Raw genomic sequence first — 22241 nt, 5'->3', positions numbered from 1 at the left:
GCCGTGTTGGTGCATGGCGCACCACCGCAGGGGCTAACAAAAAGCCCGGTATCTGACGGTATTCTGAACAACAAACGAAAATTGTTTACACTCGCATCCTCAAAATCCAAAGACCAGGGAACCGCCGCGGGGGCGGGGCCCTGTCCAGATACGGGAGAACGTCGATGCGCAAGTTGTTGTTGGGAGCGGTGTTGGCCGCCACGGTATTCGGAGGCGTGGCCCAGGCGGCCGTCGAACCCAAGGCCGTGGTCGCCACGTATTCGGACCTGGCGCTGGCCGGCTACGAAGATTCGCTGGCTTCCGCCCGGACGCTGCGCAAGGCCGTCGACGCCTTGATCGCCAAGCCCAGCGCAGAGACGCTCGCGGCCGCGCGCGCGGCCTGGCTGGCGGCCCGCGTGCCGTACCAGCAGACCGAGGCCTACCGCTTCGGCAACCCCATCGTCGACGACTGGGAAGGCCGCGTGAACGCCTGGCCGCTGGACGAAGGCCTGATCGACTACGTCGACGCCTCGTACGGCACCGAGAACGACGAGAACGCCTACTACGCGGTCAACGTCATCGCCAATTCGAAGATCTCGGTCGGCGGTAAGACGGTGGACGTCAGCAAGATCACGCCCGAGCTGCTGTCCGAAGTGCTGCACGAGGCCGATGGCAACGAGGCCAACGTGGCCACGGGCTATCACGCCATCGAATTCCTGCTGTGGGGCCAGGATCTGAATGGCACCGGCCCGGCGCCGGCCGACCGCAAGGGCACGCCGCAGGAGCGCCATTCGGGGAACCGCCCGCATACGGATTTCGATCCCAAGCAATGCACCGGCGGCCATTGCGAGCGCCGGGTCGAATTCCTGAAGGCCGTGACCGACCTGCTGGTGTCCGACCTGGAAGAGATGGTCGGCAACTGGAAGAAGGACGGCGCCGCGCGCAAGGCCGTCGAGGAAGATCCCAAGGCGGGCCTGATCGCCATGCTGACGGGCCTGGGCAGCCTGTCCTACGGCGAACTGGCCGGCGAGCGCATGAAGCTGGGCCTGATGCTGCACGATCCCGAGGAAGAGCACGACTGCTTCTCGGACAACACGCACAACTCCCACTATTACGACCAGATCGGCATCCGCAACGTCTACCTCGGCGCGTACACCCGCATCGACGGCAAGACGGTCTCGGGCGCCAGCCTGTCCGACCTGGTCCGCGCCAAGGACCCCAAGCTCGACGCCGAAGTGCGCGCCAAGCTGGACGCCACGGTCGCCGCCATGCAGGCCATGAAGACCCGCGCCGAAACGGTGGAAACCTACGACCAGATGATTGCCGACGGCAACAAGGAAGGCAACGCCGTGGTGCAGGCCGCCATCGACCGCCTGGTCGACCAGACGCGCAGCCTGGAGCGCGTGATCGCGCTGCTGGAGCTGGGCAAGGTCTCCATCGAAGGTTCCGACAGCCTGGACAAACCCGACGCCGTATTCCAGTGAAATTCGCATTAGCCGCCGTATTGGCGGCGTCGGCGCACGCCGTCGCCGCCGCCGCGCCCGACCTGCCCGCCGGGCGCGACGACCTGAGCGCCGAGGACCGCAAGCGCGTCACGGCCATCACCGCGCCCACGCGCGACTTCTCCAAGGTCGAGAGCTTCGAGACCATGCAGGCCGGGGCCGCCACCATCAACAAGCTGATCAATGCCGACATTTTTTCGCACCCGTCGGCCAACATGAGCTTCGAAGGGCGCCAGCAGTTCCTGGTCGGCAACGGGCTGTTCCGCAAGGACTGGGTGTCGGCGCCGGCCTCGACGCAGGCCTCCGACGGGCTGGGGCCGCTATTCAACGCGCGTTCCTGCCAGGCCTGCCATACCAAGGACGGACGCGGCACCGTGCCGGGCTTCGATCCGCTCGAACGCACCGACGCCGTGGCGCTGCTGCTGCGCCTGGCGGTGCCGCAGGGTCCCGACCGCGGCCATCCCAGGCTGGCCCCCGACGAGATCGCCTCGCTGCCCGAGCCGGTCTACGGCGTGCAGCTGCAGAACTTCGCGGTGGCGGGGTTGCCGGCCGAAGGCCGCATGGAGATCGAGTACGAGCCGGTCACGGTGGCGCTCAACGGCGGCGAGACCGCCACGCTGATGAAGCCGACCTACCGCATCGAGAACCCCGGCTACGGTCCGCTGCGCGCCGATACGCAGATCTCGCCGCGCCTGGCCCCGCCCATGATCGGGCTGGGGCTGCTCGAAGCCATTCACGAGGCCGATATCCTGGCCAACGTGGGTTCGGACCGGCGCGACGGCATCGTCGGCAAGGCCAACTGGGTGACCGACGCCCGCACCGGCGCGCGCGTGCTGGGACGCTTCAACCTGAAGGCCGGCCAACCCACGGTGGAGCAGCAGAGCGCGGCCGCGTTCTCCAACGACATGGGCCTGTCCACGCCGCTGTTCCCCAGGCATTCCGGCGACTGCACCGCCGCGCAGCCGCAGTGCCTGGACATGCCGCACGGCGCGCAGCCGCGCTTCGGCGACGAGGAAGTGCCGGGCAAGCTGATGGATTTCGTCACCATCTATTCCACCAACCTGGCGGTGCCGCAGCGCCGCGAGGCCGACGACGCCCGCGTGCTGGCCGGCAAGAAGCTGTTCTACGAATCCAATTGCATCGCCTGCCACGTGCCCAAGTACGTGACCAGCCGCAACGCCAGGCAGCCCGAGCACCGCTTTCAGCTGATCTGGCCTTATACCGACATGCTGGTGCACGACATGGGCGACGAGCTGGCCGACGGCGTGTCCGACGGCGAGGCCACCGGCCGCGAATGGCGCACGCCGCCGCTGTGGGGCATCGGCCTGACCAAGACCGTCAATCCCAACGCCACCTGGCTGCACGACGGGCGCGCGCGCAGCCTGCTGGAGGCGGTGCTGTGGCATGGCGGCGAGGCCAGGCCGGCGCGCGACCGCGTGGTCGCGATGACGCCCGAAGAACGCGCCGATCTGATCCGTTTCCTGGAGTCTCTGTAATGGCGGGATACGCCAAGCACGTACTGAAACTGGCCGCCGCGGCGGCCTTGGCGGCGGCCGCGCCGTGGGCCGCGGCCAACGGGCTGCCGGCCGACCTGGGCGAACGGCTGGCGCGCGACTACGCCCGTCCGGCCGTGGCCACGATGGCGGACGCCGCCTCGGCCCTGGAGGGCGAACTGGGCAAGTGGTGCGCCCAGCCCGGCGCGGCCGGCGCGGCCCGGATCGAAGAGAACTTCGAGCGGCTGGCGCTGGCCTGGTCCGGTGTGGAGATCCTGCGCTTCGGGCCGCTGGTGCAGGCCAACCGCTATGAGCGCCTGGCGTTCTGGCCCGACACCCGCGGCGTGATGCCCAGGCAGGTGCAGGCGCTGCTCGCGGCCGAAGACCAGGCGCTGCTTGCGCCCGGCGCGCTGGCCGGGCGCAGCGTGGCGGTGCAGGGCCTGCCGGCGCTGGAATACGTGCTCTACGGCGAGCCGGCCCTGTTGGACAAGCACGGCACGCCGGGCTTTGCCTACGCCTGCGGCTATGCGCGGGCCGTGGCCGCCAACGTCGCCACGATCTCGCGCGACGTGGCCCAGGCCTGGAGCGCCGACGGCGGCTTCGGACGCCAGTTCGCGCGCCCGCAGCCCGGCAACGACCTCTACCGCGATTCGCAGGAAGTGGCGGCCGAGGCCATGAAGGCCTTGTCGACCGGCCTGCAGTTCGCGCGCGACGTGAAGATCGTGCCCGTGCTGGGCGAGAGCGCCGGCCAGGCGCGTCCCAAGCGCGCGGCGTTCTGGCGCAGCAAGCTGTCGATGAAACTGGTGGCCGCCAACGCCGAGGCGCTCGATGCGTTCTACCGGGCCGGCGCCTATCCGCTGCCGGCGGGCGACGAGTGGATGGCCGCGTCGGTGACCGGCGAGCTGGCCAGCGCCGCGCGCACCCTGCGCGCCGTGCCGGTCCCGCTGGAGCAGGCGCTGGCCGGCGAAGAAGGGCGACGGCTGCTGACGCTGGCGTCGCTGACGCTGCAGAACGCCAAGGCCATCGTCGACCAGGACCTGGCGCCCGCCCTGGGCGTCATGATCGGATTCAATGCGCTCGATGGCGATTGACCGGCGCCGCTTCCTTTCGCTGGCGGCCGCGCTGGGCCTGGCGCCCGGCGCGGCGCTGGCCGCCGCGCCCGCGGACGGCGCGGTCCTGTATCTCAGCGCGCGCAAGCGCGGGGGCCGCGACGAAGCGGTGCTGCTGGATGAGACCGGACGCGACCGGCTGGTGGTGCCGATGCCGGCGCGCGGGCACAGCTTCGCCATCGATCCGGCCGGCGGGCGCGCGGTCGTGTTCGGGCGCCAGCCCGGCTTTTTCGCGCTGGCGTTCTCGCTGCGCGGCGCGGGCGGCCCGCAGGCGCTGCCCATGCACGACGAGCGGCATTTCTTCGGCCACGGGGCCTACCTGGACGGCGGCCGGCTGCTGGCCGCCACCGAAAACGATTTCGAGGCCGGGCGCGGCGTGCTCGGTCTGTACGACGCCAGCGCCGGCGGCGCGTACCGCCGCGTCGGCGAGTTCGACACCGGCGGCATCGGCCCGCACGAAGTGGTGCTGATGCCCGACGGCAAGACGCTGTGCGTGGCCAACGGCGGCATCCTGACGCATCCCGACTACGGCAAGCTGGAACTCAACCTGGACACGATGCGGCCGTCGCTGGCCTATATCGACGCGGCCAGCGGCGAGCTGCTGGAGCGCCACGAGCTCGCGCCCGAACTGCATCGCCTGTCGATCCGCCATCTTGCGCTGGCCGCCGACGGCAGCGTCTGGTTCGGCTGCCAGTACATGGGGCCGGCGGCCGACCGGCCGGCGCTGGTGGGCCGCCACCGGCGCGGCGGCCGGCTGGAATTGTTCGCAGGCCCCGAACCGGTGCTGCGCCAGATGCGCAACTATGTCGGCTCGGTCTCGGTCGACGCGGCCGGCGCCGTCGTCGCCACGTCCAGCCCGGTGGGCGGGCAGGTGATCTACTGGGAGGCGGCCAGCGGCCGCTGCCTGGGCACGACCGCGCTGGCCGACGGCTGCGGCGTGGCGCCCGCCGCGCCCGGGGGCTTTCTGGTCAGCAGCGGCACGGGCGCGATGCTGCGCGTCGACGCCGCCGGCCAGGAACAGGACCGCGTCCTGCCGCCTGCGCGCGAACTCGCCTGGGACAATCATTTCCGCAAGGTCGCGGCCGGCGCCTGAGCCGTATCGGCCGTATCCTTACAAACCTTGACACGACGGGACCGCGCCGCGGCGCCAGGCGCAAGCCGCATCTGATAAAGTCCCTGGTCGTTTTTTCCGGCAACCGGCAATTACAGGAGATTCCATGGAAGAAGCCTTGAAAGAATTTAATGCCTGGGCTCCCAAGCTCATGGAGCTGGGCGGCAATCTGCTCGTGGCGCTGCTGATCCTCGTCATCGGCTGGTGGGTGTCGTCGCTGCTGGGCGGCTGGGTGCGCAGGGCCGCGGCCCGCTCCAGCAAGATCGATCCCACGATCGTGCCGATGTTCTACAGCACGGTGGTCTGGACGGTGCGCATCTTCACCGTGATCGCGGTGCTGGCGCGCTTCGGCGTGCAGACGGCCAGCCTGATCGCGGTGCTGGGCGCCGCCGGCCTGGCCGTGGGCCTGGCCTTGCAGGGCACGCTGCAGAACATCGCGGCCGGCATCATGCTGCTCATCCTGCGTCCCATCCGCGCCGGCGAATACGTGGCGCTGAGCTCGGGCGCCGACGGCACGGTCGAAGAGGTGGGCCTGTTCCTGACGCGGCTGGTCCAGGTCGACGGCATCCACCTGACCCTGCCCAACAGCACCGTCTGGAACGCGACCATCACCAACTACAGCCGCAACAAGACGCGCCGCCTGGATATCCCGGTGCCGGTGCGCTACGGCGACGACCTGGAGCAGGTGCTGTCCAAGCTGCAGGCGCTGGTCGACGCGCGCGAAGATGCGCTGAAAGACCCGGAACCGCAGGTCAAGGTGTTCGACTACAAGGAGAACGGCGTCATCGTCAACGTGCGCGTGTGGGCCGATGCCGCCAAGTACTGGGACCTGCGCTGGGGCCTTTACCAGCAGATCCGCACCGAACTGGAGCGGGCCGGCTTCCAGCCGCCGATCCCGCTGCGCGAGATCCAGAACCCCAAGACCGGCGCGCCCGCCTGAACGCGGACGCGACGCGGCAGTACGAACGGGCGCCCGGCGCCCGTTTTTTTTCGGCCGTTCAGGCCTGCACGGCGAGTCGCGCCAGTTCCGCCTTGATCCAGCCGGCGATCTCGCGCTGGCGCTGGGCGGGCATGCGGTCGATGATGGCCGTGACGCTGACCGCCAGCAGCGGTGCGCCCTGGGCGTCGAGCAGGGCGCAACCCACGCCCAGCGCGCCGCGCACCGCGTGGTTGCCGACCACGGAATAGCCGCGGGCGCGGGTGTTTTCGATCAGGCGGAACATTTCCTGCGGCGTCATGCCGCCGTATTCGTCCAGGCGCCCGGAATTGCGCTCGACGATGCCGCGCGCCGTATCGTCGGGCAGCGCGGCCAGCAGGGCCATGCCGCCCGAGCCCACGCCCAGCGGCTGGCGCTTGCCGGCGTAGGTGGCCAGGATCTGCACCGGATAGCTGCCGATCTCGCGGTGCAGGCTGATGGAATCGTCCTCGTCACGCACCACCAGGAACACCGCGTCGCCGGTGCGGTCGGCCAGCCGGCGCAGCACGGGCAGCAGCTGGCGCACCCGCGGATCGCGCGAGCGCGTGTCCGGGTCCACCGCCAGCTGGGCGCGGTATTTCTTGGTGCCGGCCACGGGCAGCACCAGCCCGGCGTCGAGCAGGGCGGCCAGCAGGCGATAAATAGTGGGGCGCTGGATGCCGGTCAGGCGCGCGATGTCGGTCACGCTCAGGCCGTCCGGGCCTTGATCTCGCAGGGCGGCCAGTACGGCCAGCCCGCGCCGCAAAGTGCGCGGGCCTGCGGCCGCGGCGTCGCTGTCTTGCATGGAATTCTCTGAAAACTAAGGGTTATTCCGGAACGGTCAAGGGAAAACCATTGTCCGTACCGTGGACTCTACCTTGATGCAGCGGCCGTGTATAGCTGAGAATGCCTCATCCAACAATTCAAATCGTCCATTTTATGGACAGTACCTGCACGGAGACACTATGACTAAGGGTCAAAAGCCTGCCCTGCGGCGTCTTGCCGCCACCGTTCTGGCCACCGCCGCGAGCGCATTCGCCATGGGGTCCGCCCACGCCGCCTATCCCGACAAGCCCGTACGCATCGTGGTGGGCTTTTCCGCCGGCGGCACCACCGACGTGATCGCCCGCATCATGGCCAAGGAACTGACCGAAAGCCTCGGCCAGTCGTTCGTGGTCGAGAACAAGCCGGGCGCCGGCAGCAACATCGCCACCGACCAGGTCAAGCGCGCCACGCCCGACGGCTACACGCTGCTGTTCGTGGCCGTGACCAGCGCCATCAACCAGACCCTGTACAAGAACGTCAATTTCGACCTGACCAAGGACTTCACGCCGGTGGCGCTGGGCGCCAAGGTGCCGAACATCCTGGTGGTCAATCCCCAGGTGCCGGTGAAGTCGGTGCAGGAACTGGTCGACTACGCCAAGAAGAACCCGGGCAAGCTGGCGTTCGCGTCCTCGGGCAGCGGCACCTCCATCCACATGGCGGGCGAGCTGTTCAAGATGAAGACCGGCATCGACGTGCTGCACGTGCCGTACAAGGGCAGCGCCCCGGCCGTGACCGACCTGGTCGGCGGCCAGGTGCAGTTCATGTTCGACAACATGCCCTCGTCGTGGCCGCACGTGCAGTCGGGCAAGCTGCGCGCCCTGGCCGTGACGACCAAGGAACGCTCCAAGAGCGCGCCGGACCTGCCGACGATGCAGGAATCGGGCTACAAGGATTTCGACGTGTCGTCGTGGTTCGGCCTGATCGCCCCGGCCGGCACGCCGCCGGAAGTCGTCAACACGCTGAACGCCGCCATGGTCAAGGCGCTGGACAAGCCGGAAGTGCAGAAGAGCTTCGAGAGCCTGGGCGCGGTGGGCGTGAAGACCACGCCGGCCGAATTCGGCCAGTTCATCAAGTCCGAAGTGGAAGGCTGGGCCCCGGTGGTCAAGGCCTCGGGCGCCAAAGTGGATTGATCTTCGTGTCGCGGGCGGCGCGCCGCCCGGCGACCGATGCGTGGGGATGGGCCATGGCCCATCCCTATTTTTTTGCGCGGCCTACTGCCCGTTCCGGCTTTTCTTCAGCATGGCCGTGCAGACGCCGCGCATCATGTCCACCTCGTCGCGGCTCAACTCCAGGCGGGTGAAAAGATGGCGCATGCGCGGCATCAGCTTCTTGGGATGGGCGGGGTCCAGGAAGCCGACGCCCACGAGCGCTTCTTCCCAGTGCGCCAGGAAAGCCTGCACCGCCTCGCCGGAGGCCGGCGCGGCGCCGCGCGCGGGTTCTTGCGCGGTCGAGGCCGGCAGCAGCGGGGCGCCGGCGGCCGCCAGCAGCGCGTAGCGCAGTTCCCAGGCGGCCAGCTGCAAGGCCTGGGCCACGTTCAGCGAGCTGTATTCGGGGTTGGCGGGGATGTGGCAGATGCGATGGCACAGCGCGATCTGGGCGTTGGTCAGGCCCGCGCGCTCGGTGCCCAGCACCACCGCAGCCACGCCCTCGGCCGTGTCCGCCAGGTGGCCGCGCGCCAGTTCGGCGGCCTGCCGGATGTCGCAGGGCGGGGGGCCGAGGTCGCGCACCCGGGCGGTCAGCGCGAAGGCCAGGGTCACCGGCGCCAGCGCCGCTTCGAGCGAATCGTAGACCTGGGCGCCTTCCAGCACGTCCAGCGCGCCGCTGGCCAGCGCCACGGCCTCGGGCTGACTGGTTACATCCGGAAACTTGGGGGCCACCAGCACCAGTTCGGAAAAGCCCATCGTCTTGATGGCGCGGGCCGCCGAACCGACGTTTCCGGGGTGGCTGGGGTTCACCATGATGAAGCGAACGCGTGAAAATGCTTGAGTCATTTAAAATGGCACGTTTGGCTTAGTGCCTTCCTGGTTTTCTGGGTCGATTTCCCCCGGCCGCAGGGGGCGGCAAGCGGCCTATCATCAAGCCAACTCATCGCATTCGTACGGAATTTTATGCACCCGATGCTCAACATCGCCATCAAGGCGGCCCGGCGTGCCGGCACCATTATCAACCGTGCCAGCATGGATTTGGAACGACTCAGCGTGGCTCGCAAGGGGCCGCGGGATTATGTCACGGAAGTCGATCGCGCCGCCGAGGAGTCCATCGTCGAGACGCTGCGCGCGGCCTATCCGGAGCATGCCGTCCTGGGCGAGGAATTCGGCCTGCAGGGTCCGGACCAGGCCGAATTCCAGTGGATCATCGATCCCCTGGACGGCACCACGAACTTCATCCACGGCCTGCCCAACTACGCGGTCTCCATCGCGCTGACGCAGCGCGGCCAGGTCACCCAGGCGGTGATCTACGATCCGTCGCGCAATGAACTGTTCACCGCCAGCCGCGGCAGCGGCACGTTCCTGAACGACCGCCGCGTGCGCGTCTCGGGCCGCACCCGCTACCACGACGCGCTGCTGGGCGCGCACTGGCCCAACTCGGGCGACCCGGAACAGGGCTCGGCGCGTTTCCGCCAGATGGCCGAAGGCAGCACGGGCGTGCGCCGCCTGGGCTCGACCGTGCTGGACCTGGCCTACGTGGCCTGCGGCCGCCTGGACGGCTTCTGCGGCGTGGGCCTCAAGCCCTGGGATTTGGCCGCGGGTAGCCTGATGGTGCTGGAAGCCGGCGGCCTGGTCGCCGACTTCGACGGCGAGCAGGGCTGGATGGACAGCGGCAACGTGCTGGCCGCCAGCCCCAAGATCTTCACGCAGATGCTGTCTTCGCTGAACCCGCCTTCGGCGGCGTGATGGCCGGGCGGCTGGCGCCGCCCAATGAATCTCGCGCTGCACCCATCCTGCGATGGGTGCCTCGAACGTAGGATGGGTGCAGCGCGCCCCATCCGACACAAGCAACCCACCGCCAAACGCGCGAAACCTATCGGGCGGCGCCAGCCGCCATCAACAACCCCTTTCAGCCCCCCGCTTCCAACACCTTCAGCCCCCCATCCGGCAACGCGAACCATGCCCGCAGCCCGTGTTCGCGCACGATGGGCCGCGCGGCGTCCAGCGGCATGTGCGAGAAAGCCGTGGACAGGGCGTCGGCCAGGGTGGCGTTGGGCGCCATGACGGACACGCTGCGGTATAGCGGACGCGCGCGGCCGGTGCGCGGGTCGAAGAGATGGGTGTAGCGGCCCTCGGCGTCCAGCGCGGTGCCGTAGCCGCCGGAGGTGGCCAGGGCCTGGTTGCGCAGGCTGGCGGTGGCCAGCAGGCGCGCGGGGTCCTGCGGGTCGGCCAGGCCGACCCGCCAGTCGGCGGCCGCGGCGCGGCTGTCCATGCCCTGGATTTCTCCCATGTCCACCAGCGCCCGCTCCAGCCCGCCCAGTTTCAGCAGCTCGGTGACGCGGTCGGTGATGTAGCCCTGGGCGATCCCGTTGAGCGTGATCCCCATCCCCGGAAGGCCCAGCGCGATGCGGCCGCTGTCCAGCGCCACGTCTTCACGCGACACGCGAGCCAGCGCCCGCGCCACCGCCTGCGCGGACGGCCCGGCGGGATCGGCGCCCGGCTGCGAGAAGTGCCCGGCGTACAGCTGCCACAGCGGCTGCACCGTGGGGTCGAAGGCGCCGCCGGTGAGCCTGCCGTAGCGCAGGCTCACGCTGAGCAGCTGCAGCAGGTCGGCGGGCGGATCGTCCAGATAACCCTGGCGGTTCAGGCGCGACAGGGCGCTGTCTTCGCGGTACAGGCTGAAGATGCCTTCGAGCCGACGCAATTCCTGCAGCGCCTGCGCGATCAGGCGCTGCGCCGCCTGCGGTTCGGGATGGTACAGGCGCAGTTCGGCGTCGGCGCCCAGGGCGACGCCGCGCCACACGGTGGGCGCGATGGAAGCCGCGGCGCGGCGCGCGGGCAGGGGGGCGAGCGCCAGCGCGGATGCGGCGGCGGCGATGCCGATGAAACGGCGGCGGGTAGGATTCATGGCGACAGGCCTGCGGAGTGGGGCGGGACTATTGGGCGAAGACATAGGCTTCCGGCACGTCGGCGAAGGCGGCGACGCGGCCGCCGTGGGCGCGGGCGAAGGCGTCGGCGCGTTCGCGCTGCGAGAACGGCATCGCGTCTTCGACGCCCATGCCGCCGATGAAACGGCCTTCGATGACGTAGTAGGCCTGGCGCGCGTCGATCCACACCGACGGATCGGGCGCGCCGTCCGGGCCGGCCGTGCCCATGTCGTTGACGTAGATGGCGCTGATGGCCTTGGGTTCTTCCGGCAGCAGGGTATAGGCGAAGACCTGCTTGATCGACGAGAACCACACCGGCGCCGCGCGCCCCTTGATGAAGATCTGGCCCTTGGGGCCGCCATGTTCGTTCAAGGCCATGCCGCAGTAGTGGCCGACCGATTCCAGCGTCACGGCCTGGGGCGGCGGGGGCGGGGCCTCGGAATCGGCGCCGCTGCCGCAGGCGGCGGCGCTCAGCAGGGCCGCGAGGGCCAGGGCGAGCCGCAGGCGTCTCATAGTTGTTTCCTCCTGAATGCCGCCGCCGCCAGCAGGAACGGCACGGCGACCCACAGCAGCAGCGCGGCGATCAGCGCCGACGTCGGCAGGCTGGCCTGGTCGCTCACGCCCGCCATGCCGGCGTACAGCGAAATGTTCTCGAAGCCGGTCAGGTTCAGCAGCCGGTACACGTCCGAGGGGTTGAGCAGCAGCAGCGCGTTGAGCAGGCCGGGACTGACGTGGCGGCCCTGGTCGGCGGCCAGCACGCCCAGGAGCGCCATGTCGTAGATGACGACGAAGAACAGCCAGACGCCCAGGGCGATGCCGGCGGCCGTGGCGCGCTCGCGCACCAGCGTGCTGATCAGGTAGCCCATTGCGAGAAAGCTGGCGCCCAGCAGCACGCTGGCGCCGATCAGCAGCGCGAACGGCTGCCAGGCGCCGATGTCCAGGCCGCCGTAGGCCCATTGCAGCGCCAGCCCGGCCGAGCCGTAGCCCGCGCCCGTGGCCAGCGCCAGGATGGCGAGGTGGCCGATGAACTTGCCCACCAGCACCTGCCAGCGCGAGACCGGATAGCTGAGCAGCAGCGCCATGGTGCCGCGGTCGACTTCGCCGACCACGGCGTCATAGGCCAGCAGCATGGCGATCAGCGGGACCAGGAAGATGGACAGGCTGGACAGGCTGACCACGGTGACGGTCAGCGGCTCGGCCTTGACCGTGCCGCTGGGCGAGCTGCCCAGCAGGCCCAGGGCCAGCGCCAGCGCGGCCAGCAGCAGGGCGGTGGCCAGCACCCAGCGGTTGCGCAGCCCGTCGCGGATTTCCTTGCCGATGATGGTGCCTACCGCGTTCATACGTCTTCCCGTTCAAGCAGATGTGCATAGATGTCGTCCAGGCTCGGCACCTGGATGTCCAGGTCGTGGATGTCGGACGACAGCGCGCCGATGCTGCGGATCGCCGCGATCTTGTCGTGTTCCAGGCAGGCCAGCTCGTAGCGGCCCGCTTCGATGCGGCGCCAGGCGCCGGCCGGCGGCGCGTCGGCGTGCGCCAGGGTCAGGCGGATGCGGATGGGCAGGCCGGTGGAGCGCCGCAGCGCCGACATGGCGCCGTCGGCGATCTTCCTGCCGGCCTTCATCACCACGATGCGATCGGCGTGGCCGGCCAGTTCGGACAGCGCGTGCGTGCTGAGCAGGATGGTGGCGCCGGCGGCGCGCAGCTCGTGCACGATGTCGTAGAACATCAGGCGCGAGGCCGGGTCCAGGCCGGTGGTGGGCTCGTCGAACAGCAGCACGCGCGGCTGGCCCAGCAGGGCCTGGGCCAGCGCCAGGCGCTGGCGCATGCCCTTGGAGTAGCCGCCCACGCGCCGGCGCGCCGCGCCCGAGATGCCGACCCTCTCCAGCAGCGCGGCGTTGCCCGATAGCGGCTGGCGCTTGAGCCGGGCGTAGAACGCCAGCGTTTCCTCGCCGGTCATGGACGGATGCAGCGCCACGGTTTCGGGCAGGTAGCCGATACGGTTGCGCAGCCGCGCCGCGGCCGGGCTGTGGGCGTCGTGCCCGAACAGCGCGACGCGGCCCTGGGTGGGGCGGATCAGGCCCAGGATGAGCTTGATGAGCGTGCTCTTGCCGGCGCCGTTGTGGCCGGCCAGCGCGACGCATTCGCCCTCGCGCAGCTGCAGGTCCAGGCCGTCGATGGCCCGCTGCGCGCCGTAGTGCTTGCTGACGCCGGACAGCGTCACGAGGTCGGTATTCATGGAGACTCCTTGGGCAGCCGGGCCGGCAGCGGCGGCGGCTGCATCAGCGGCGCGCTGTCGATCACGCCCCCGGGCAGGATGGCGGGGAACTGCGATTGCGCCCAGCGCACGATGGCGATCGACGGGCTGTTGAGCAGGATGCGCGCGGCCGGCGCGCGCCACAGCAGCTGGTCGACCACGTCGTTGGGCCGGTAGGCGGTATCGGCGATGCCGTCGCCGTCCAGGTCGAAGGCGGTGTTGTCGCTCCAGTAATTGCCGCGGCCCGCGACCGACCAGTCCAGCGTCCGGGTGCTGACGTACTTGACCTGGTTGCGGTTGTTGATGAAGGCGTTGCCTGACACCTGGTTGCCTTCGGAGCCGGCGGTGAAGTGCACGCCGATGTCGCAGTTGGCGAAGCGGTTGTCCTGGAATTCGTTGTAGTTGGCGTTGTAGATGAACACGCACTTGCCCGCGCGGTCCACCGAGTTGCCGGTGATGCGGGACTGGTTGGCGTAGTTCAGCATCAGCCCTTGCTCGCGGCTGTCGACGGCGACGTTGTCGCGCACGATCAGCTGGTGCGAGAACATGATGGCGTAGGCCACGTCGGTGCCGGTGGCGACGTTGCCGCTGATTTCGCTTTCGTTGGTGTACATGTAGTGCACCGCGTAGCGCAGGTCGTGGAAACGGTTGCCGCTGAAGGTGTTCAGCCGGCTGGTGTTGACGAAGATGCCGTCGCGCCCGGCCGAGATGTCGTTGTCCAGCACGCGGGTGCCGGGCGTGTTCCAGAGCGTGACGCCGTTGCCCCGTTCGGCCACGCGCAGTTCCCGGTTGCCGACGATGCGGTTGCCGCGCACCAGGGCGTCGCGCGGCCCCCAGACGTGCACGCCCACGAGATTGTCGAGGATGTCGTTGCCTTCCACCCGGGCGCGGTGCGCCGTGCGGTCGAGGAAGACGCCGGCGTCCATGTCCGACAGGCTCAGCCCGGAGCGGGTCACGGTCAGGCTGCGCAGCGACACGTCGGCGGCCTTGATCCACACCGTGCGCCCCTGGCGCGTGCCGGCGATGACCGCCGAGCGGTCGGCCGGCCCTTCCAGCGTCAGCGGCTTGTCGATGACGATGCCGCCGGCATAGGCGCCGGGGGACAGGCGCAGCACGTCGCCGTCCTGCGCCGCGGCGACGGCCTGCGCCAGGTCGGCGCCGGGGGCGAGCGTGTGCACGGCCGCCGGCGCGGCGCCGGACAGCGCCAGGGCGAGGGCCGCCAGCGCGGCGCGGGCGGTCCTCCCGCCGCCCTTCGGCATGGAGATGGACGTCATGGAAGCTACGCGGTCTTCTTGGGATGGACGATCATCTGGCCGGACATCTCCATGTGCAGCGCGTGGCAGAACCACTGGCAGTAGTACCAGTACACGCCCGGGCGGTCGGCGGTGAACGTGACCGACGAAGTGGCCTGCGGTCCGATCTCCATGGCGATGCCGTGGCCTTCCAGCGTGAAGCCGTGCGTCAGGTCCTCGATCACCTCCATGTTGGTCACCACCACGGTGACTTCGTCGCCCTGGTTGACTTCGAACTTCTTGATGCTGAACATGGGCGCGACCGCCATCATGTACACGCGCACCTTGTTGCCGTCGCGCACCACCTTGGCGGCGTCCTCCAGCGTGACGCCGTCCTTCTTGGCCAGCTGGCGGGCGTCCTCCCACATGGGGTCGTCGCGTTTCCAGACGCTGAGCGGGTGGACCTTGGAGCGGTGCACCAGGCACATGTCGTGCGGCTCGGCGAAGCTGGGGCCGTCGTGCACCAGCTTCATCTCGTCGCCGGAGATGTCGATGAGCTGGTCGTTCTCGGGCTTGAGCGGACCCACGTTGAGGAAGCGGTCCTTCGAGAACTTGTTCAGCGACACCAGCCACTTGCCGTCGGCCTCGCGGGTCTCGCCCATGGTGGTGTGGTTATGGCCGGGCTGGTAGTGCACGTCCAGCTTCTGGATGATGGGGTCGACCTTCTCGCCCTTGAAGGCGCGCTTGGCCAGGTCGAGGTTCCACTTGACCATCTGGCTGTCGATGAACAGCGTGGTGTAGGCGTTGCCGCGGCCGTCGAAGGCCGTGTGCAGCGGGCCCAGGCCCAGCTGCGGTTCGGCCACCACGCAGTCGCGCGGCTTGATCTTGTCGTCGAACAGGTCGTCCAGCGTGCGCACGTCCAGCACCGTGACGGTGGGCGAGAGCTTGCCGTTGAGCACGATGTGGATGCCGTCGGGCGCGGCGTTGCAGCCGTGCGGCGAGTTCGGCACCGGGATGTAGCGCGTGTACTTGGAGCCGTGGCGCCCGTCGATCACCGGCACCCCGCCCATCATCTTGTAGTCGCCCTTCTTGACGGCTTCCTCGATGCGCTTGATGTTGAACACCACGACCCAGTCCTGCTCATTGGCCGACATCTCTTCCACCGTCACGCCCTTCTCCGAGTTGTAGCAGGTGGAGAAGGAGTACTTGCCCTGGTAGTCGGCGTCGCCGTTGTCCAGGTTGCCGTCGACCAGCACCTGCCAGGCGACCTTCATGGTGTCGCCGTCGATCGCGGTGTAGATGGCGAAGAAGTTCTTCTTGGGATCGTCGATCACCTTGCCGTCGTTGGGCAGCGGCACGATGTGCTCGCCGTTGGCGAACACATAGCCGGTGCGCGGATAGCGCTGCGGCCGCAGGCCGTGCACGCCCGATACGTTGGGCAGCTCGGTGATCTTGTCGGTCTTCATCACGTCCAGGCGGATGCGCGCGACGCGGTTGTTGGCCTTGTCGTTGATGAACAGGTAGCGGCCGTCGTAGGTGCGGTCGGTGAACGACAGGTGAGGGTGGTGGGCGTCGCCGTTGGCGAACACGCCGCCCTTGTCCTTGAGGTAGGCGCGGGTCTCGGGCGTCAGGCCTTCGGTGAGGATCTTGCGGCTTTCGTTGGTGCGGCCCCAGCCGGTCGCGCTGCAGTGGTTGAAGACGGGGATGCGCACCAGCTCGCGCATGGACGGCAGGCCCAGCACCCGCACTTCGCCCGACTGGCCGCTGGAGTTGAACGCATAGTATTCGTCCAGATCGCCCGGCGCGACGTGGCCCAGCACGCCGTTGGCGCCCTTGGCGTCCTTGCCATGCGCGGTGGGGATCTGCGCGCCCGCCACCAGGCCGGCGGCGCCGGTGATGGCTGCGGTGCCGAGGAAGCTGCGGCGAGAAAGGCCGCCCTTTTCGGGATTCTTGTCGGACATGGATAACTCCTTGGTAGGAACGGCGGCTCGCGCCGTGGGGTAAGAAAGTTCCATCCGCTGCCCGCCGTCCGGGGGGCGGCGTTTCCGCCCCGGAATGGCGCAACGGCAAGAACTGGATTCAGGCTTCGGCTTCGGGTTTCTGGCTCGGCAGGCGGTGGATCACGATGGGCTGCTCGGCGGGCTCGGCCTGGGGCCGGCGGCGCTCGCGCTTGGCCTTTTTCTGGATCAGGTGCGGACACTTCTGGTCATGGTGGTAGAGCATCTGGCAGTGCAGGCACTGGATGCACTCGTTCGGGTTGATCTCGCCGGTGGGGTCGATGGCCTGTACCGGGCATTCGAGATTGCAGCGCTGACAGGGGTTGCCGCAGTCGCGGTAACGGCGCAGCCAGTTGAAGATGCGCAGGCGGGCGGGAATCGCCAGCGCCGCGCCCAGCGGACAGAGGTAGCGGCAGAAGAAGCGTTCCACGAAGAGGCCGGCCGCCAGCACCGCCACGGCGAAGAGCACGAAGGGCCAGTAGCGCACGAAGCGCAGGATGATGGCGGTCTTGAAGGGCTCGATCTCGGAGAGCTGCTCGGCCAGCGCCAGGTCGTACAGCGAGAAGCCGAACAGCAGCAGGAAGATCACGTACTTCAGCGTCGACAGGCGCTGGTTGACGCCGTGGCTGATCTTCAGCTGGCGCACGCCCAGGCGCTTGGCGGCCCGGTTGGCCAGCTCCTGCAGCGCGCCGAACGGGCACAGCCAGCCGCAGAACGCGCCGCGGTTCCAGAACACCATCGAGATCGCGGTGGCGCACCACAGGATGAACACCAGCGGGTCCATCAGGAAGTACTCCCAGCGGAAGTCGGTGCGCAGCGCCGAGAAAAAGGTCAGCACGTTCACGATGGACAGCTGGGCCTGGCCGTACCAGCCGATCCAGAACAGCGCGAACGCCAGGAACGCCAGCCGCAGGCGGTCGTGCAGCAGCGGCCGGCTGGTGAGCTGGTCCTGGAAGAAGAAGATGCCCACCAGCACCACCAGCGCCACCGTCAGCACGGCCACCTGGCCGGACTTGCCGCGCCAGATCTGCTTCCACAGCGCGGGCGCGGGTTCTTCTTCGGCGGCCTGCGTGGTCGGGGCGGGAGCGGTCGCGGCCGGCGCCGCCGCCGCGGGTTGCGCGCCGGCGACGGGCCTGGTGTAGGCCTGCGGCAGTTCGTAGGGCAGGTCGAAGGTGACGAACGCCTTGTCCTTCACGCTGAGCACGCGCTGCACCATGAGCTGCAGGCGCCAGGGCGCGACCGGGTCGAGCGCGGCGTCGTCGGGCACGATGAACAGTGCCACTTCGCGAAACGCCGGTGCGCCCTCGGCGGCCACGTCGGCCAGTCGCTGGTGGTTGCGGTCGCGAAAGCGGAAGCTGCTTTCGTCCTGGATCACCTCGATGCGGTCGAAGATGCCGCCGCGCACGTAGCCCGAGCCCTTGAACGAATACGCGCCGTTGCCCGCCACCAGCATGGCCTGCTGGCCGGGCTTGAGTCTTTCCTTCAGGCGCTGCCATTCGGTGTCGCCCAGCAGGCTGCGGCCGATGGCCGGCACGCTCACCAGCGCGGCGTACAGGTCGATGAAGGTGTCGGCATTGCCGCTGCCGTCGGCGACCGCGGCGGCGTCGTCGCGCCCGGATGCGCGGAAGGCCTGGTTGACGTCCTCGGGCGTGAGCCTCAGGTTGCGCACCGCGCCGGCGTCGAGCAGGGCCTGCCAGCTCTGCGGCGTGTCGCGCGATTCGTCGACGGCGCGCGCGGCGGCCGGCGCGGCCTGCTGGACGGGTGCGGCGGTCTTGTCGATGCCGTGGGCGCGCGCCACGGCGATGGCCGAGCGCGTGATGCTGTCGCCGATCACCATCAGCGTGACGGTCGCGCCGCTGATGATGTCCACCGGCGGCGGCGCGCCGTGGCGGGGCGGGGAGTCGACGAAATTGAGGCCGACGTAGCCGCTGATGAAATGGTCCACCTTGGCCTGGGGGATGCCGATGAGGACGATGGGTTCGTGGTGCTCGACCAGCTTGGCCCCGACGATGCGGCCGTCGTTGGCCAGCCCGACCAGCACGTCGATGGGCTTGCTGGAATAGCCGCGCGTGTTGACCACGTCGGAAGTCAGGTAGACGACGCCGAGCGGGCGCGAGCCGGCATAGGCCTTGGCGGCCAGCGGCTTGCCGGCGGGGGCGTCGACGCGGTCCGCGCCGGGGAAGATCTCGCCGATCGGGGTAGTGGCCAGGAAGTCGGGTAGCCGCTGCGCCTGCGCCAGGCCGGCGCCCAATATATAGAGCAGCAGCGCAATGAACGCTGCCCGCATGAATCCGACGATCCGCATGAACTCCCGCCCCGCTGTGCTGCCCTGCATGCCTGTACTCTTCTGGTTCTATTTGCAAAGGTTTGACGCATCCTAAGAAGATCCAGGACGGGTGGTATTGCGGTTTATCAACGGCCTCCGTTTCCTTCTCGCCGGAACCTCAATACCCCTACAAAACCTGGGGGTTTCCCGGTTTTGCGGCATGCGATCCGGACGGACTTGATGTCCGTCAATAGCGTGTTTTTTTCGGTGTCCTAGACTTGTGCCTAGCGGCAGCGACGCAGGCATGTGGCTTGCGGAGAATCCAAACGCCGCCCCTGTCTACGGAGAATTCCCATGCTGGCAAAAGCCACCCTCGCCATCGTCCTGTCCGCCGCCAGCCTGCCCGCGCTGGCCGCGCAATGCGAAGCCACCATCGAAGGCAACGACGCCATGCAGTTCAACCTGAAGGAAATGGTGGTCGACAAAAGCTGCAAGCAATTCACCGTGACGCTCAAGCACGTGGGCAAGATGCCCAAGGTCGCGATGGGCCATAACTGGGTGCTCACCAAGGAAGCCGACCGCCAGGGCGTGGCCACCGACGGCATGAACGCCGGCGCCGCCCAGGACTACGTCAAGCAGGGCGACAGCCGCGTCATCGCGCACACCAAGGTTATCGGCGGCGGCGAATCGGATTCGGTCACCTTCGACGTGTCCAAGCTGACCGCGGGCGAAGCCTATGCGTTCTTCTGCTCGTTCCCCGGCCACTGGGCCGTCATGAAGGGCACGCTCAAGCTCAGCAACTAAGCGGCTCGCGCGCCAGGAACAGACCGGCCCCGGGCCGGTTTTTTTCTGTCCGGCGGCTGGTTCCTATGGCCTAAACCGCCTGTACATCAGGCTTACGGAGGGGCGGCGTCACCGGCGTGTCACGGATTTTCCATGTACGATTATCGGTCGTGTAACTTTTGGAGCTCCTGATGGAGTGGCTGCTGGACCCCACTGCGTGGGTCGGCTTGCTTACCCTGGTCGTCCTCGAGATCGTCCTGGGAATCGATAACCTGATTTTCATCGCCATCCTGGCGGACAAGCTGCCCCCTGCGCAACGCGACCGCGCGCGCATCATGGGCCTGAGCCTGGCGCTCGTCATGCGCCTGGGGCTGTTGTCGGTCATGTCATGGCTGGTCACGCTGACCACCCCCCTGTTTTCCGTCGGCCCGCTTTCCTTCTCGGGACGCGACCTGATCCTGATGATCGGCGGCCTGTTCCTGCTGTTCAAGGGCACCATGGAGCTGCACGAGCGCCTCGAAGGCAGCCAGCACGGCGGCTCGTCCGGGCCGCGCGTCTACGCCAGCTTCTGGGTGATCGTGACGCAGATCGTGGTGCTGGACGCGGTGTTCTCGCTGGATTCGGTGATCACCGCCGTCGGCATGGTGGACCACCTGGCGATCATGATGATCGCCGTCGTCATCGCCATCGGCATCATGCTGCTGGCGTCCAAGCCGCTGACGCGCTTCGTCAACGCCCACCCCACGGTGGTGGTGCTGTGCCTGGGCTTCCTGCTCATGATCGGCTTCTCGCTGCTGGCCGAGGCGTTCGGCTTCAAGGTGCCCAAGGGCTACCTGTACGCGGCCATCGGCTTCTCGGTCGCCATCGAGGCGCTGAACCAGGTGGCGCGCCGCAACCTGCTCAAGCTGGACGCGCGCCGTCCCATGCGCGAGCGCACCGCCTCGGCCGTGCTGCGCATGCTGGGCAAGCGGCCGCCGGCCGACGAACCCGACCTGCCCAGCGTCGACGGCCCGACCGTGCCGGCCTTCGGCGTCGAAGAGCGCAACATGGTCAGCGGCGTGCTGACCCTGGCCGAGCGCTCGATCCGCTCCATCATGACGCCGCGCACGGACGTCTCCTGGATCAATATCGACGACGATCCGCAGACCATCCGCAACCAGCTGACCGAGGCGCCGCACAGCTTCTTCCCGGTCTGTCGCGGGTCGCTCGACGAGGTGCTGGGCATCGGCCGCGCCAAGGACCTGGTGGCCGACCTGATCACCGAGGGCCGCGTGCGCCGCAACCGCCTGCGCGATCCCATCATCGTGCACGAATCCATCGGCATCCTGCGCCTGATGGATACGCTCAAGCGCTCGCGCGGCCAGCTCGTGCTGGTGGCCGACGAATTCGGCGCGATCGAGGGGCTGGTGACGCCCATCGACGTCTTCGAGGCCATCGCCGGCGAATTCCCCGACGAGGACGAACTGCCCGACATCGTCGCCGACGGCGAGAACACCTGGAAGATCGACGGCGCGGCCGACCTGCACCACGTCGAGCAGGTGCTCGAAACCGAAGGCCTGGTCGACGACGCCCAGGACTTCTCGACCCTGGCCGGCTACCTGCTGTCGCGCTTCGGCCACCTGCCCAAGCCGGGCGACGCCTGCGAGTACGAGATCCACCACGACCATTTCCGCTTCGAAGTCCTCGAAATGGACGGCCGCCGCATCGCCCTGGTGCGCGTCGAGAAGCGGCCGCAAGAGCTGCATGCCGACGAAGCCTCTCCCGCCAACGACTAACCGGACAGAACCTGTATCGTGACCGACAACGCGCTATACCTGATCAAAGCATTCGTCCTGGGCGTCATCGAGGGCCTGACGGAATTCATCCCGGTGTCCAGCACCGGCCACCTCATCCTGGTGGGCGACTGGATCAATTTCGAGTCCAGCCAGGGCAAGGTCTTCGAGGTGGTGATCCAGCTGGGCTCCATCCTGGCGGTGATGTGGGTGTTCCGCGCGCGCCTGCTGCGGCTGGCGCGCGGCACGCTGACCGGCGTGCCCAGCGAGGTGGCCTTCACCCGCAACCTGATCATCGCCTTCCTGCCGGCCGCCGTGATCGGGGCGATCTTCATCAAGTCGATCAAGAGCATCTTCTACCACCCGGCGGTGGTGGTCGTGACCCTGGTGCTGGGCGGGCTCATCATGCTGTACGTGGAGCGCAAGACCCATCACACGCCGGGCGACCAGCCGGGCGCGGCCGACGACACCGCCTCCGACGAGCGCGCCACGGCCCGCACGCTGGAGCAGATTTCCTGGAAGCAGGCGCTGGGCGTGGGCGTGGCGCAGTGCCTGGCCATGATCCCGGGCACCTCGCGCTCGGGTGCGACCATCATCGGCGGCATGATCGCCGGCATCCAGCGCAAGACGGCGACCGAATTCTCGTTCTTCCTAGCCATGCCGACCATGCTGGGCGCGGCGGTCTACGACATGTACAAGAACATGGACCTGCTGACCCAGCAGGACCTGTCGGGCATCGCGGTGGGCTTCGTCGCGGCGTTCCTGAGCGCGATGGTGGTGGTGCGAGCCGTGCTGCGCTTCGTCGCCAACCATACGTACCGCGTGTTCGCCTGGTACCGGATCGTGTTCGGCGGCGTGGTGGCCGCGTGGATATTCACGCGCTGAGGT

Annotated in this window: 19 protein-coding genes; 10 read left to right on the top strand and 9 right to left on the bottom strand. The window is 68.5% G+C overall.

Features of this window, described 5'->3' with window-relative positions; translation table 11 throughout:
* Window positions 1–164 precede the first annotated feature (164 nt).
* From C1I89_RS09720 to C1I89_RS09700, 5 genes are all read left to right on the top strand, one after another.
* A complete protein-coding gene (locus C1I89_RS09720) occupies window positions 165–1463 on the top strand; it encodes an imelysin family protein (protein ID WP_102772532.1) in 1299 nt (432 codons plus the stop codon).
* A complete protein-coding gene (locus tag C1I89_RS09715; RefSeq protein WP_102772531.1) occupies window positions 1460–2977 on the top strand; it encodes a di-heme oxidoreductase family protein in 1518 nt (505 codons plus the stop codon). The genes C1I89_RS09720 and C1I89_RS09715 overlap by 4 nt, the downstream gene beginning before the upstream one ends.
* Window positions 2977–4065, top strand: coding sequence for an imelysin family protein (locus tag C1I89_RS09710; RefSeq protein ID WP_102772530.1), 1089 nt, complete (start codon window positions 2977–2979; stop codon window positions 4063–4065). Before C1I89_RS09715 ends, C1I89_RS09710 begins: the two co-directional genes overlap by 1 nt.
* Window positions 4055–5176: a DUF1513 domain-containing protein gene (locus C1I89_RS09705; protein WP_102772856.1), complete on the top strand. Its 1122-nt coding sequence runs from the start codon at window positions 4055–4057 to the stop codon at window positions 5174–5176. Before C1I89_RS09710 ends, C1I89_RS09705 begins: the two co-directional genes overlap by 11 nt.
* A gap of 124 nt (window positions 5177–5300) precedes the next feature.
* Entirely contained in the window at window positions 5301–6134 is an 834-nt protein-coding gene (locus C1I89_RS09700) for a mechanosensitive ion channel family protein (protein WP_102772529.1), read from the top strand.
* A gap of 58 nt (window positions 6135–6192) precedes the next feature.
* Here the strand turns inward: C1I89_RS09700 and C1I89_RS09695 are convergent, their stop codons facing one another.
* On the bottom strand, window positions 6193–6954 hold the full coding sequence (locus C1I89_RS09695) for an IclR family transcriptional regulator (protein ID WP_102772528.1): 762 nt from the start codon (window positions 6952–6954) through the stop codon (window positions 6193–6195).
* 160 nt (window positions 6955–7114) lie between these two features.
* Here C1I89_RS09695 and C1I89_RS09690 point away from each other — a divergent pair, with 160 nt between their 5' ends.
* Complete coding sequence (locus C1I89_RS09690) at window positions 7115–8104, top strand: Bug family tripartite tricarboxylate transporter substrate binding protein (RefSeq protein WP_102772527.1); 990 nt, start codon at window positions 7115–7117, stop codon at window positions 8102–8104.
* Window positions 8105–8185: 81 nt separating this feature from the next.
* Here C1I89_RS09690 and C1I89_RS09685 read toward each other — a convergent pair whose 3' ends face one another.
* On the bottom strand, window positions 8186–8965 hold the full coding sequence (locus C1I89_RS09685) for an RNA methyltransferase (RefSeq protein WP_102772526.1): 780 nt from the start codon (window positions 8963–8965) through the stop codon (window positions 8186–8188).
* Between the two features lie 117 nt (window positions 8966–9082).
* Between C1I89_RS09685 and C1I89_RS09680 the strand changes: the two genes are divergently transcribed.
* A complete protein-coding gene (locus tag C1I89_RS09680; protein ID WP_102772525.1) occupies window positions 9083–9868 on the top strand; it encodes an inositol monophosphatase family protein in 786 nt (261 codons plus the stop codon).
* Window positions 9869–10031: 163 nt separating this feature from the next.
* Here the strand turns inward: C1I89_RS09680 and C1I89_RS09675 are convergent, their stop codons facing one another.
* From C1I89_RS09675 to C1I89_RS09645, 7 genes are all read right to left on the bottom strand, one after another.
* Window positions 10032–11030 carry an FAD:protein FMN transferase gene (locus C1I89_RS09675; protein WP_102772524.1) on the bottom strand — a complete coding sequence of 333 codons (999 nt, stop codon included), beginning with the start codon at window positions 11028–11030 and terminating at the stop codon, window positions 10032–10034.
* A gap of 28 nt (window positions 11031–11058) precedes the next feature.
* Complete coding sequence (locus C1I89_RS09670) at window positions 11059–11562, bottom strand: nitrous oxide reductase accessory protein NosL (RefSeq protein ID WP_102772523.1); 504 nt, start codon at window positions 11560–11562, stop codon at window positions 11059–11061.
* Complete coding sequence (locus C1I89_RS09665; protein WP_102772522.1) at window positions 11559–12389, bottom strand: ABC transporter permease; 831 nt, start codon at window positions 12387–12389, stop codon at window positions 11559–11561. The genes C1I89_RS09670 and C1I89_RS09665 overlap by 4 nt, the downstream gene beginning before the upstream one ends.
* Window positions 12386–13285, bottom strand: a complete 900-nt coding sequence (locus C1I89_RS09660; protein WP_102772521.1) for an ABC transporter ATP-binding protein — start codon at window positions 13283–13285, stop codon at window positions 12386–12388. Before C1I89_RS09660 ends, C1I89_RS09665 begins: the two co-directional genes overlap by 4 nt.
* Window positions 13282–14577: a nitrous oxide reductase family maturation protein NosD gene (locus C1I89_RS09655; RefSeq protein WP_258231373.1), complete on the bottom strand. Its 1296-nt coding sequence runs from the start codon at window positions 14575–14577 to the stop codon at window positions 13282–13284. The genes C1I89_RS09660 and C1I89_RS09655 overlap by 4 nt, the downstream gene beginning before the upstream one ends.
* A 5-nt stretch (window positions 14578–14582) precedes the next feature.
* Complete coding sequence (gene nosZ / locus C1I89_RS09650) at window positions 14583–16496, bottom strand: TAT-dependent nitrous-oxide reductase (RefSeq protein ID WP_102772520.1); 1914 nt, start codon at window positions 16494–16496, stop codon at window positions 14583–14585.
* A 118-nt stretch (window positions 16497–16614) separates the two neighbouring features.
* On the bottom strand, window positions 16615–18819 hold the full coding sequence (locus C1I89_RS09645) for a NosR/NirI family protein (RefSeq protein WP_102772854.1): 2205 nt from the start codon (window positions 18817–18819) through the stop codon (window positions 16615–16617).
* A 333-nt stretch (window positions 18820–19152) separates the two neighbouring features.
* Between C1I89_RS09645 and azu the strand changes: the two genes are divergently transcribed.
* From azu to C1I89_RS09630, 3 genes are all read left to right on the top strand, one after another.
* Window positions 19153–19602 carry an azurin gene (gene azu, locus C1I89_RS09640; RefSeq protein WP_102772519.1) on the top strand — a complete coding sequence of 150 codons (450 nt, stop codon included), beginning with the start codon at window positions 19153–19155 and terminating at the stop codon, window positions 19600–19602.
* Between the two features lie 170 nt (window positions 19603–19772).
* Window positions 19773–21356 carry a TerC family protein gene (locus C1I89_RS09635; protein WP_102772518.1) on the top strand — a complete coding sequence of 528 codons (1584 nt, stop codon included), beginning with the start codon at window positions 19773–19775 and terminating at the stop codon, window positions 21354–21356.
* Between the two features lie 18 nt (window positions 21357–21374).
* On the top strand, window positions 21375–22238 hold the full coding sequence (locus C1I89_RS09630) for an undecaprenyl-diphosphate phosphatase (protein WP_102772517.1): 864 nt from the start codon (window positions 21375–21377) through the stop codon (window positions 22236–22238).
* Window positions 22239–22241: the final 3 nt, after the last annotated feature.

This window comes from Achromobacter pulmonis (assembly GCF_002885955.2).
GTDB lineage: Bacteria > Pseudomonadota > Gammaproteobacteria > Burkholderiales > Burkholderiaceae_B > Achromobacter > Achromobacter pulmonis_A.
Note: the sequence above shows the minus strand (reverse complement) of the source record. Positions and strands in the feature narration are given on the sequence as shown.

Excerpts from the sequence above, each read along its gene's own strand:
- C1I89_RS09635 (WP_102772518.1), top strand. The coding sequence starts at position 19,773 with ATGGAGTGGCTGCTGGACCCCACTGCGTGGGTCGGCTTGCTTACCCTG.
- C1I89_RS09680 (WP_102772525.1), top strand. The coding sequence starts at position 9,083 with ATGCACCCGATGCTCAACATCGCCATCAAGGCGGCCCGGCGTGCCGGC.
- C1I89_RS09705 (WP_102772856.1), top strand. The coding sequence starts at position 4,055 with ATGGCGATTGACCGGCGCCGCTTCCTTTCGCTGGCGGCCGCGCTGGGC.
- C1I89_RS09720 (WP_102772532.1), top strand. The coding sequence starts at position 165 with ATGCGCAAGTTGTTGTTGGGAGCGGTGTTGGCCGCCACGGTATTCGGA.
- C1I89_RS09685 (WP_102772526.1), bottom strand. The coding sequence starts at position 8,965 with ATGACTCAAGCATTTTCACGCGTTCGCTTCATCATGGTGAACCCCAGC.
- C1I89_RS09660 (WP_102772521.1), bottom strand. The coding sequence starts at position 13,285 with ATGAATACCGACCTCGTGACGCTGTCCGGCGTCAGCAAGCACTACGGC.
- C1I89_RS09700 (WP_102772529.1), top strand. The coding sequence starts at position 5,301 with ATGGAAGAAGCCTTGAAAGAATTTAATGCCTGGGCTCCCAAGCTCATG.
- C1I89_RS09695 (WP_102772528.1), bottom strand. The coding sequence starts at position 6,954 with ATGCAAGACAGCGACGCCGCGGCCGCAGGCCCGCGCACTTTGCGGCGC.
- azu (WP_102772519.1), top strand. The coding sequence starts at position 19,153 with ATGCTGGCAAAAGCCACCCTCGCCATCGTCCTGTCCGCCGCCAGCCTG.
- C1I89_RS09670 (WP_102772523.1), bottom strand. The coding sequence starts at position 11,562 with ATGAGACGCCTGCGGCTCGCCCTGGCCCTCGCGGCCCTGCTGAGCGCC.
- C1I89_RS09675 (WP_102772524.1), bottom strand. The coding sequence starts at position 11,030 with ATGAATCCTACCCGCCGCCGTTTCATCGGCATCGCCGCCGCCGCATCC.
- C1I89_RS09690 (WP_102772527.1), top strand. The coding sequence starts at position 7,115 with ATGACTAAGGGTCAAAAGCCTGCCCTGCGGCGTCTTGCCGCCACCGTT.
- C1I89_RS09710 (WP_102772530.1), top strand. The coding sequence starts at position 2,977 with ATGGCGGGATACGCCAAGCACGTACTGAAACTGGCCGCCGCGGCGGCC.
- C1I89_RS09665 (WP_102772522.1), bottom strand. The coding sequence starts at position 12,389 with ATGAACGCGGTAGGCACCATCATCGGCAAGGAAATCCGCGACGGGCTG.
- C1I89_RS09645 (WP_102772854.1), bottom strand. The coding sequence starts at position 18,819 with ATGCGGGCAGCGTTCATTGCGCTGCTGCTCTATATATTGGGCGCCGGC.
- C1I89_RS09655 (WP_258231373.1), bottom strand. The coding sequence starts at position 14,577 with ATGACGTCCATCTCCATGCCGAAGGGCGGCGGGAGGACCGCCCGCGCC.
- nosZ (WP_102772520.1), bottom strand. The coding sequence starts at position 16,496 with ATGTCCGACAAGAATCCCGAAAAGGGCGGCCTTTCTCGCCGCAGCTTC.